Origin of the sequence: Streptomyces sp. WAC05292 (assembly GCF_003949955.1) — a bacterium.
GTDB lineage: Bacteria > Actinomycetota > Actinomycetes > Streptomycetales > Streptomycetaceae > Streptomyces > Streptomyces globosus.
Genome location: NZ_RPSE01000033.1, coordinates 22022 through 32568, shown reverse-complemented (window position 1 = coordinate 32568; position 10547 = coordinate 22022). Strand labels below are relative to the sequence as shown.

Genomic DNA, 10547 nt, shown 5'->3' with positions numbered 1-10547 from the left:
CCGCCTGCGGTGCCGGTCGTGCTCGTGCCGTGGACCATCGCCGTCGCCCCCGCCTGGTGATCAGGGCGGTCAATGTACTCAACAACGGCTTCCCCCGGTCCGGGAACGGCGTGATTTCCACCCCTCCGCGCCCCCGGGCGCGCGGAGGGGTGGAAATCACGCCGTTCCCGGACCGGGGGAAGCCGTTGTTGAGTACATTGACCGCCCTGATCACCAGGCGGGGGCGACGGCGATGGTCCACGGCACGAGCACGACCGGCAACGAGGGCGGACTGGACGACCGGGTTCCGTTCCTCGCACGACTGGAAGAAGCGGACGGAGCCGCGCTGCGGGCGCTCGGCCGTGAAGCGGTGTACCCGGCTCGCAGCACGCTGCTCCACCAGGACGAGCCGACCACCCACGCCCTGTTGATCCTGCACGGCTGGACCAAGGTCACCGCGGCGCACCCCAACGGCTATCAGGCCTTGCTTGCGCTTCGCGGGCCGGGCGACATCATCGGCGAGTCCGCCGCGCTCACCCGGCGCCCCCGCTCCGCGACCGTGACCGCCCTGGAGACCGTCCGCGCCGTCGTGATCGACCACGAGACCTTCCGCGCCTTCCTCGGCCGCCATCCCGACGTCGCGCTGCAACTCCTGGCCCTCGCCTCCGACCGCACCCGGGCGGCGGACCGGCGCAACCTCCAGTTCGCGTCCATGCCCGTCCGGGAGCGCCTCGCCGTCCTCCTGCTGGATCTCGCCCGCATCCACGGCAGGCGCACGGCGGCAGGAGTCGAGGTGGCCGTCCCGCTCACGAAGCAGGAGCTCGCGGGCGCCGTGAGCGCCTCCCGCGAAATGGTCCAGCGGGAGCTCAAGAGCCTGCGGGACCGGGGCGTCATCAGCACCGGCCGCCGGACGCTGGTCATCGTCCGGCCGGACGTACTGCGCCGGATCGCCCAGGCGGAGCCGCCGACCGCCTAGCCAGGGGCGTATGGCGTGCCCCCTTCAGTGCACACGGTCACATTCGGCTGCGTCATCCTCCCTCACCGCACCCCGCCCGTGTCCCCGACGCTGCTGCCATGACACGGCCCGAACCCCTCCCCCGTACGTTCCTCCTCATCGACGCCGAGCGCTTCAGCGACCGCGACGACGTCCAGCAGGGCTATCTCCGGCGCATGCTCTTCGGGATCGTCGACCGCACCCTGCTCGCCGCCGGCGCCGACGACAGCCTCCGCCGGCGGGACGACCGCGGTGACGCGGTCACCGAACTGATCGACCCGTCCGTACCGCTGACCGACATCCTGCGAGCCCTGCTCCGGGACGCCCCCGCCGAGCTGCGGGCCGTCAACCGGCTGGCAGCCCGGTCGGCACAGCTCCGGCTCCGCGCCGTTCTGGCCACCGGCTTCGTCCACACCGACGAACTCGGCGGCGCGGTCGGAACGGACCTGAACAACGCCTACCGGCTCCTCGACGGCGAACCGCTGCGGGAGGCCCTGCGCGGGAGCCGAAACGACTACGCCCTGTGCGTGTCGCCGTCCGTCTACTCGGGCGTGGTGGCCCACGACCACCTGGGCATCCCGAAGGACGAGTTCCACCAGGTGTCCGTCGCCACCAAGAACGGACCGATGGAGGCCTGGCTGCACGGCCCCCTCCGCTCCGCGGCAGCCGTTCCGCCCCCGGCGGCGGCCCGGCCGCAGTCCCCGGCGGGCGCACCGGGCGCGTTCGACTTCCGGGGCACCAACCACGGGGTCGTCGCCCAGCACGTCCAAGGCGGCATCACCTTCGGACCGTCCGGTGAGCGTCCGTGAGCGGGCAGGGGGCGGAGAAGGAGCCGGATACCCCGCTGGGCGACCAGGCCGACGGCGGTCCTGCCGACTCCGACCAGCCGGCCCAGGAACCCTGGGCGGCCCTCCGCGACCTGGACGCGCACGCGCCGAAGTTCGACTTCCAGGGAGTCAACCGGGGAGTCGCCGCCCAGCACGTCATCGGCGACGTCATCACCGGCGGCAAGATCGAGAACCACTACAACTTCGGCGGTTTCGGAAGCGAGCCGGTGGCGGGCGAGATCCCCGCGGAGACGCTGGAGCACCTCGCCGAGGACTTCGTGTCCGAGGGCACCGTCTTCGAGGAGCTCTTGGAGCGGCTGCGCCACGACCGGGTGATCGTCTTGATGGGCAACCCCTTCACCGGCCGCCGCACCGCGGCCCTCATGCTGCTGCACCGTCTCGGTGCGCTCCCGGTCCGCGCACTGGACCGGGACGTGTCACCGGGCGGGCTCAGCCGACAGCTGACGTCGGGCGACGGCGCCGTCGGGCAGGTGCTGTTCGACCTGGCCATCTCCCGAGAACAGCCGTTGCGGGAGGCCCACCTGCTGGCACTGTGCAGCCGTATGCGCGAGCTGGGGTCGTACCTCGTGATCACGACCGAGGTGAGCCCGTACGTCGAGAGCACCGTGGCGCTCGCCACCTGGCGTCCTCCCGAACCGGCCGCCGTACTCGCCTCCCTGCTGCCCCGGCGCACCACGCCGGATCGCGCCCGCGAGCTGCTGGCCCTCCCCGCCGTCGCCGAGTTCCTCTCGCAGGAGCGGCAGATCCGGGAGGTCGTGCAGTACGTGACGGTCCTCGCGGAAGGCGTCCCGGAGCGGATCGCGGGGTACTCCCTGGAGGCGCTGGAACACCAGGTACAGGAGTGGTTCGAAGAGGCCGAAACCCCGGTGCAACTGCGGGAGAAAGCCTTCCTGATCGCCCTGGCCGCCTTCGACAAGGGCCCGTACGCACTGACAGCGGAACTGAGCGACACCCTGTTCAAAGCCCTGCGCAGCACTGGGGACGACACCTACCAGAAGCCGATCCCCGTCTTCGGCACCCACATCGGCAAGCGGCTGCAGAAGGCACGGGCCCGTCGCTATCTCGCCGACGAGGAGACCGAGTGGGGGCCTGTCACCCAGGTCCAGGCGGAGTTCCACGACGAGCGTGTGGCGCCCATGGTTCTCCGCGAGGTGTGGACCGGCCACCCGGCGGCACGCCCCGCACTGATCAAGTGGCTGGACGGGCTCTCGCTCGACGGCCGCCCTTTCGTACGGACCCGAGCAGCAGCCGCCGTCGCCGTGTTCGCCCTCACCGACCTGCCGTCCGCCATGGCGCTCATCGTCGAGCGCTGGGCCGGCGCGAGAGAGTCCCGGCGCCGGCTGACCGCTGTCAGCGCCCTCACCCTGGCCCACCGGATCGGCGCACCGAACATCCCTCGGATCGTGGACGCCTGGAGCACGGATGTCCAAGATCCCAAGCGCTGCTGGGTCGGCGTCCGCACCCTGGGGCTGATCGGTCCCGAGCGTCCCGCCGAAGCCGTCGACGCACTGCGGGCACAGGCCCGACACCAGTACGACAAGAAGCAGCAACCGGGGCGCATCGGAGCAGGCGACGAGCAGGTGACGGACGAGCTTCCCCAGTCGGTGGCCCTTCTGCTGCTTTCCAAGGCAACGGATGCCGCCATGACGGCCCTGCTCCCGCTGCTGGACGGCCACAGCTCCGGGCGTGCGCTCGCCCTGGACGGATTCCTCACCGCCTGCGAACACCAGGACACGAATCAGTGTCCTCCCCTGCTCGCCGGCACGGTCTGGTCCCCCTCGGCGTCGTCCGCCGTGTCCCGGTTCCTGCAGGTGGCCCTCAACGACCGCAGGACCAACGAGCGCGCGGAAGAGGTCCTGCGGGAGTGGGTCCGCACGGCCGACCGGGACCCGGCAGCCGAGAAGGCTTTCACGGAACTGCTCCCCGAACTCGCCGCCGGGCCGCGGGACGCGGCACGGCTGGTCCACCTGCTCGACACCCTGCAGGGGCCGGACGGCCGACCCCGCCCCGCGGTCGCCGAGCGACTGCGCACCACTCTCATCCGTCCCCTCACACACATCTGACAGGAGGCGCACATGGGGAGGCCGATGTACCCCTTCACCGACTGGAGGCAGCAGGCCGACCGGCACACGCTGCTGGAGGACCCGGTCGTGGCCGTGCACCAGATCGGGCTGCTGGGACTGCCGGGCGGCCCGCCACCCGGCATCGACCACGCCCTCGTCTACACCACCCGGGAAGGCGGTTTCGAGCTCTTCCACCCGCCCCACCGGCCCAGGCGCATCCCGCGCCGGTACACCGCCGTGTACGAGGTCGACCTGGGCGTCCACCCCGTACGCACCCGTATCGCGCTGCCCAGCTCCGACGACGCCGGCGAGTTCGACGCGACCGTGGAGGTCGACTGGCAGGTCACCGACCCGATCCGCTTCGTGCGCAGCGGGCACCGGAACGTCCCCCGCCTGCTGATGGCCGAACTGGAGCAGGCCGCCCGCCCGGTCGCCCGCCTGTTCGCGATCACCGACAGCGCAACCGCCGAGACCGCGGTGAGCGCCGCAGTCCGCGACGCCGAACCGCTGGGCAAACAGGCCGGTCTGAAGGCCGCCTGGAGCATTCGGCTGCGTCGCGACGAGGAGAACACCGCCCACGCACGGCGCCTCCAGAAGATCGAGCACGACGCCGCCGCGGAGATCCTGGCGCAGCAGAGCGGCGCCGCCGCCGATCTGGCGCAGGCCGCCCGAGAGGAGGCGCAGCACCAGCACCGGCTGGCCATCCGGAAGTACAAGGCTCAAGAGATCGACTTCTACCGCGAGTACTTCGGCGCCGGCGCGGTCGACACCTGGGCCCTGTACGTGGCACAGCGACCGGACGACTTGGAGAAGGTCGTGCAGAGCCTGCGGGACGACGACCGCGAGCGCTTCAGCTCCCGGGTCGACCTCATCAAGGACATGCTGGCCAAGACCGGCGCCGAGCCGTTCGAACTCGAAGGCCCGCGGCAGCGCACACTCGACGCGATCGACGCCGTCTTCGGCCGCGTCCCCGAACGGCGCGACCAGGCGGAGCCGGGCGAGTCGACCACGCGGAAAGCCGACCGCGCGCCGCTCCCGGCCAAGCCCCTCCCCGTACAACCGGCCGAACCGGACCTGTCCACCTGGCAGCCTTCGGCACCCCCCGAGCCGCCCGCGTCTCCGGGTACCCCGCGATGAGCGCCTCGGACGACGCAGCGGCCCGTCTGCTGGCCGACCTCCGCGTCGAGATCGCCCGGGCCGACAGCAAGGCGGCCCTGCTCGTCGGGGCCCTGGGCATGACCGCCGGCGTGGTCGGCGGGCAGCTGTCCGGACCGCACCGGTCCCCCGGCGCCCTCTCGGCGGCCGGTCAGGCCCTCTGGTGGACGGGAGCGGCAGCCCTCGGGGTGGCACTGCTGGCTCTGCTGCTCGCCGTCATGCCGCGGGCCCTGCGCTCCGGCTGGCGTGAGGGGAGTCCGCTGGCCTACTTCGGCGACATATGGGCCGCTGACCGGCACGGCCGGCTGGCCGACGCCCTCGCCGACACCGGTCGAGACCCCGGAAGCGCCATACGCGCCGCCCTGGCCGCCAACAGCCGGATCGCCGTCCGCAAGCACCAGTGGATCCGGGTCGGCCTGGCGGCATACGGATCCGGCGCACTGCTGCTCCCCGCCGCCCTGTTCCTCGGCTGATTCCGCTCCCGCCTCTGGAGACCCCGTATGGACGACACGCCTGCACCGCCCGACGACCTCGTCTACAGCAAACGCCCCGGTACGCGCGTCATCTACCGGGCCCGCCAGCGCCGCGCGGACCGGACGGTCTGGCTCGGCCTGTTCCTGCACCTCCCCTCGCTGCTGGTCAGCGCGGCCCTCGTAGGTCTGCTGGCAGTCTCGGTCGAATCCTGGCTGGGCCTTCCCGCCTGGGCGGCCGCCGCTCTGTGGGCCCTGTCCGGGGCGGCGGCCTTCCACCGGCCGTCCGAACGGTTCCTGGCCCGGCATGTACTGCGCCTGCACCGCCCGCTGCCCGAGGAGCACAGGGCGCTGGCTCCCCTGTGGCACGAGGTCACGGCCCGCGCCGGAGTGGACGGCCGGCGGTACGAGCTGTGGGTGGAGGACAGCGGCGACCTGAACGCGTTCGCCGCCGCCGGCCACATCGTCGCCGTGACCAGGCGGGCGCTCCACGAGCTGCCGACCTCCCGCCTGGCCGCGGTGCTCGCCCACGAGCTGGGCCACCACACGAACGGGCACGCCTGGGCGGGAACGCTCGCCTGGTGGTACGCAGCGCCCTGGCGTCTGCTCCGACGCGCTCTGGCCCATGCTGTGCGCCCGCTGCTCCGGAACGCCCGCGGGTACTCCGTGGCCACCCTGGTCCTGCTGGCGGTGATCGCCGGTCACCTGGCGCTCGTCACGCTCCAGGCGACGTACGGGCTGCCGCTCCTGCTCGTGGCGGCGCCCTACCTGACGGCAGCGGTCCGCCGGCGGGCCGAACTGCGCGCCGACGCACACGCCGCCCGCCTCGGTTTCGGGCACCCGCTCGCCCTCACGCTGTACGAACGCATGAAGGCCGAGGTGGCCGGCCCTCAGCCTTCCGCGCGACCGGGCCTGGCCGCCCGGCTGCTGTCCGAGCACCCCGACTACCGCACCCGGCTGCACCATCTCCGGGCACACCTCTGAGCACGGCACAACGCCGCAGGGCGGCCACCCTTGCGGGTGACCGCCCTGCGGTTACTGCTCGTGTCCGACTCAGCCGTTGTACGGACCGTAGTCGTAGTCCTCCAGCGGGACCGCCTGGCCGGAGCCGGTGCCGAAGGGCGAGTAGTCGATGTCGTCGTAGCCGACGGCCGAGTACATCGCGGCCTTCGCCTCCTCGGTCGGCTCGACCCGGATGTTGCGGTAGCGGGCGAGGCCCGTACCGGCCGGGATGAGCTTACCGATGATGACGTTCTCCTTGAGGCCGATGAGGCTGTCGGACTTGGCGTTGATCGCCGCATCCGTCAGGACTCGGGTCGTCTCCTGGAAGGAGGCGGCCGACAGCCAGGACTCCGTCGCCAGCGAGGCCTTGGTGATACCCATCAGCTGCGGACGGCCGGAGGCGGGGTGACCGCCCTCGGTGACCACACGACGGTTCTCGGTCTCGAAGCGCGAGCGCTCGACGAGCTCGCCCGGCAGCAGCTCCGCGTCGCCGGACTCGATGATCGTCACGCGGCGCAGCATCTGCCGGATGATGATCTCGATGTGCTTGTCGTGGATCGACACGCCCTGCGAGTTGTAGACCTTCTGGACCTCGCCGACCAGGTGCACCTGGACGGCGCGCTGGCCGAGGATGCGCAGCACGTCGTGCGGGTTGGTGGCACCCGCGGTGAGCTTCTGGCCCACCTCGACGTGGTCGCCCTCGTGGACGATGACCTTGGCGCGCTTCGAGATCGGGTACGCCGTCTCGTCGCTGCCGTCGTCCGGAGTGATGACGATCTTCTTGGTCTTCTCGGTCTCCTCGATCCGCACGCGGCCGGCGGCCTCGGAGATCGGGGCGACACCCTTCGGGGTACGGGCCTCGAAGAGCTCGACGACACGCGGCAGACCCTGGGTGATGTCGTCACCGGCCACACCACCGGTGTGGAAGGTACGCATCGTCAGCTGGGTGCCGGGCTCACCGATGGACTGGGCGGCGATGATGCCGACCGCCTCGCCGATGTCGACCAGCTTGCCGGTGGCCAGCGAGCGGCCGTAGCAGAAGGCACAGGTGCCCACCGCGGACTCGCAGGTCAGGACCGAGCGGGTCTTGACCTCCTCGACGCCGTTGGCGACGAGGGCGTCGATCAGGACGTCGCCGAGGTCGACGTTGGCCGGCGCGATGACCTTGCCGTCGACGACCACGTCCTCCGCCAGCATGCGGGCGTAGACGGAGGTCTCGACGTCGTCGGCCTTGCGCAGGACGCCGTCCTCGCCGCGCGACGCGATCTTCAGCTTCAGGCCGCGGTCGGTGCCGCAGTCCTCCTCGCGGATGATCACGTCCTGCGAGACGTCCACCAGACGACGGGTCAGGTAACCCGAGTCGGCGGTACGCAGGGCGGTGTCGGCCAGACCCTTACGGGCACCGTGCGTGGAGATGAAGTACTCCAGCACGGACAGGCCCTCGCGGAACGAGGCCTTGATCGGACGCGGGATGGTCTCGTTCTTCGCGTTCGACACCAGACCACGCATACCGGCGATCTGCCTCATCTGCATCATGTTTCCTCGGGCACCCGAGTCAACCATCATGAAGATGGGGTTGGTCTTGGGGAAGTTCGCGTTCATCGCCTCGGCGACCTCGTTGGTCGCCTTGGTCCAGATCGCGATGAGTTCCTGCGTGCGCTCGTCCTTGGTGATCAGACCGCGCTCGTACTGCTTCTGGACCTTCTCGTCCTGGGCCTCGTAGCCCGCGACGATCTCCTTCTTGGCCTCGGGGACCACGACGTCGGAGATGGCCACGGTGACGCCGGAACGGGTCGCCCAGTGGAAGCCGGCCGCCTTCAGGTTGTCGAGCGTCGCCGCCACGATCACCTTGGGGTAGCGCTCGGCCAGGTCGTTGACGATCTCGGAGAGCTGCTTCTTGCCCACCGAGTAGTCGACGAACGGGTAGTCCTCGGGCAGCAGCTCGTTGAAGAGCGCACGGCCGAGCGTGGTCTTCAGGCGGAAGCTGTCGCCCGGCTGGAACTCCTGCTCGCCCTCCTCGGCGACCGGCGGGACCCAGCCGCGCGGCGGGATGGTGCCCACCGGGAAGCGGATGTCCACGGACGCCTGGAGCGACAGCTCGCCGGCGTCGAACGCCATGATCGCCTCGGCCGTGGAGCCGAACGCGCGGCCCTCGCCCTTGACGTCGCGGAGCTCGCCGTCCGTGGTCAGGAAGAACAGACCGAGGACCATGTCCTGGGTCGGCATCGTGACCGGGCGGCCGTCGGCCGGCTTGAGGATGTTGTTCGAGGAGAGCATCAGGATGCGCGCCTCGGCCTGCGCCTCCGCGGAGAGCGGCAGGTGGACGGCCATCTGGTCACCGTCGAAGTCCGCGTTGAACGCGGTGCAGACGAGCGGGTGGATCTGGATGGCCTTGCCCTCGACCAGCTGCGGCTCGAAGGCCTGGATGCCGAGGCGGTGCAGCGTGGGCGCACGGTTCAGCAGCACCGGGTGCTCGGCGATGACCTCTTCGAGGACGTCGTACACGACGGTGCGGCCGCGCTCGACCATGCGCTTGGCCGACTTGATGTTCTGCGCGTGGTTCAGGTCGACCAGGCGCTTCATCACGAACGGCTTGAAGAGCTCCAGCGCCATGGCCTTGGGCAGACCGCACTGGTGCAGCTTCAGCTGCGGGCCGACGACGATGACGGAACGCGCCGAGTAGTCGACTCGCTTGCCGAGGAGGTTCTGGCGGAAGCGGCCCTGCTTGCCCTTGAGCATGTCGGACAGCGACTTCAGCGGACGGTTGCCGGGGCCCGTGACCGGGCGGCCGCGGCGGCCGTTGTCGAAGAGCGCGTCGACGGCCTCCTGGAGCATGCGCTTCTCGTTGTTCACGATGATCTCGGGGGCACCGAGGTCGAGGAGGCGCTTCAGGCGGTTGTTGCGGTTGATGACGCGGCGGTACAGGTCGTTCAGGTCGGAGGTCGCGAAGCGGCCACCGTCCAGCTGCACCATCGGACGCAGGTCCGGCGGGATGACCGGCACGCAGTCGAGCACCATGCCCTTGGGGCTGTTGCTGGTCTGCAGGAACGCGGAGACGACCTTGAGGCGCTTGAGCGCACGGGTCTTCTTCTGGCCCTTGCCGGTGCGGATGATCTCGCGGAGGCGCTCGGCCTCCTCCTCCAGGTCGAAGGACTCCAGGCGCTTCTGCAGCGCCGCGGCACCCATCGAGCCGTCGAAGTACGTGCCGAAGCGGTCGCGCAGCTCGCGGTAGAGCAGCTCGTCGCCCTCCAGGTCCTGGACCTTGAGGTTCTTGAAGCGGTTCCACACCTCGTCGAGGCGGTCGATCTCGCGCTGGGCGCGGTCGCGGAGCTGCTTCATCTCGCGCTCGGCGCCCTCGCGCACCTTGCGGCGCACGTCGGCCTTGGCACCCTCGGCCTCCAGCTCGGCCAGGTCGCTCTCAAGCTTCTTGGCGCGGCCTTCGAGGTCGGCGTCGCGGCGGTTCTCGATCTGCTGGCGCTCGACGGAGACGTGGGCCTCCAGCGACGGCAGGTCGCGCTGGCGGCGCTCGTCGTCGACGAACGTGATCATGTACGCGGCGAAGTAGATGACCTTCTCGAGGTCCTTCGGCGCGAGGTCCAGCAGGTAGCCCAGGCGCGACGGGACGCCCTTGAAGTACCAGATGTGGGTGACGGGGGCGGCGAGCTCGATGTGGCCCATCCGCTCGCGGCGCACCTTGGCGCGCGTGACCTCGACGCCACAGCGCTCACAGATGATGCCCTTGAAGCGGACACGCTTGTACTTGCCGCAGTAGCACTCCCAGTCCCGGGTGGGGCCGAAGATCTTCTCGCAGAAGAGTCCGTCCTTCTCGGGCTTCAGGGTGCGGTAGTTGATGGTCTCCGGCTTCTTGACCTCGCCGTGGGACCAGGTACGGATGTCGTCCGCGGTGGCAAGGCCGATCCGCAGCTCGTCGAAGAAGTTGACGTCGAGCACTGTGCGTCAATCCCTCTTTCGGGGTCGTGTCTCAATCATGGTCTGAACGGTCCCGGGGACGGCCGGGGCTCCTCGCGGGAGCCCC

At 70.5% G+C, this 10547-nt stretch carries 7 protein-coding genes; 6 read left to right on the top strand and 1 reads right to left on the bottom strand.

The window, feature by feature from the left end:
* The first annotated feature begins 232 nt into the window (after positions 1 to 232).
* The 6 genes from EF903_RS06775 (at position 233) to EF903_RS06750 (ending at position 6493) form a co-directional block, all read left to right on the top strand.
* The gene (locus EF903_RS06775) at positions 233 to 955 is read left to right on the top strand and encodes a Crp/Fnr family transcriptional regulator (protein ID WP_125541900.1); all 723 of its coding nucleotides are present in this window, start codon (positions 233 to 235) and stop codon (positions 953 to 955) included.
* A 98-nt stretch (positions 956 to 1053) separates the two neighbouring features.
* Positions 1054 to 1782 (top strand): hypothetical protein, encoded by a 729-nt coding sequence (locus tag EF903_RS06770; protein ID WP_125541898.1) that lies wholly within the window; start codon positions 1054 to 1056, stop codon positions 1780 to 1782.
* Complete coding sequence (locus EF903_RS06765) at positions 1779 to 3884, top strand: hypothetical protein (protein WP_125541896.1); 2106 nt, start codon at positions 1779 to 1781, stop codon at positions 3882 to 3884. Before EF903_RS06770 ends, EF903_RS06765 begins: the two co-directional genes overlap by 4 nt.
* A 12-nt stretch (positions 3885 to 3896) precedes the next feature.
* On the top strand, positions 3897 to 5021 hold the full coding sequence (locus EF903_RS06760; RefSeq protein ID WP_125541894.1) for a hypothetical protein: 1125 nt from the start codon (positions 3897 to 3899) through the stop codon (positions 5019 to 5021).
* Positions 5018 to 5512 (top strand): Pycsar system effector family protein, encoded by a 495-nt coding sequence (locus tag EF903_RS06755; protein ID WP_125541892.1) that lies wholly within the window; start codon positions 5018 to 5020, stop codon positions 5510 to 5512. Before EF903_RS06760 ends, EF903_RS06755 begins: the two co-directional genes overlap by 4 nt.
* Positions 5513 to 5539: 27 nt before the next feature.
* Positions 5540 to 6493, top strand: a complete 954-nt coding sequence (locus EF903_RS06750) for a M48 family metalloprotease (RefSeq protein ID WP_125541890.1) — start codon at positions 5540 to 5542, stop codon at positions 6491 to 6493.
* A gap of 69 nt (positions 6494 to 6562) precedes the next feature.
* Here EF903_RS06750 and EF903_RS06745 read toward each other — a convergent pair whose 3' ends face one another.
* Complete coding sequence (locus EF903_RS06745) at positions 6563 to 10462, bottom strand: DNA-directed RNA polymerase subunit beta' (protein ID WP_114053723.1); 3900 nt, start codon at positions 10460 to 10462, stop codon at positions 6563 to 6565.
* Between the last annotated feature and the right edge of the window lie 85 nt (positions 10463 to 10547).

Coding starts and splice junctions, on each gene's coding strand:
- EF903_RS06775 (WP_125541900.1), top strand. CDS start 233: ATGGTCCACGGCACGAGCACGACCGGCAACGAGGGCGGACTGGACGAC.
- EF903_RS06755 (WP_125541892.1), top strand. CDS start 5,018: ATGAGCGCCTCGGACGACGCAGCGGCCCGTCTGCTGGCCGACCTCCGC.
- EF903_RS06770 (WP_125541898.1), top strand. CDS start 1,054: ATGACACGGCCCGAACCCCTCCCCCGTACGTTCCTCCTCATCGACGCC.
- EF903_RS06760 (WP_125541894.1), top strand. CDS start 3,897: ATGGGGAGGCCGATGTACCCCTTCACCGACTGGAGGCAGCAGGCCGAC.
- EF903_RS06750 (WP_125541890.1), top strand. CDS start 5,540: ATGGACGACACGCCTGCACCGCCCGACGACCTCGTCTACAGCAAACGC.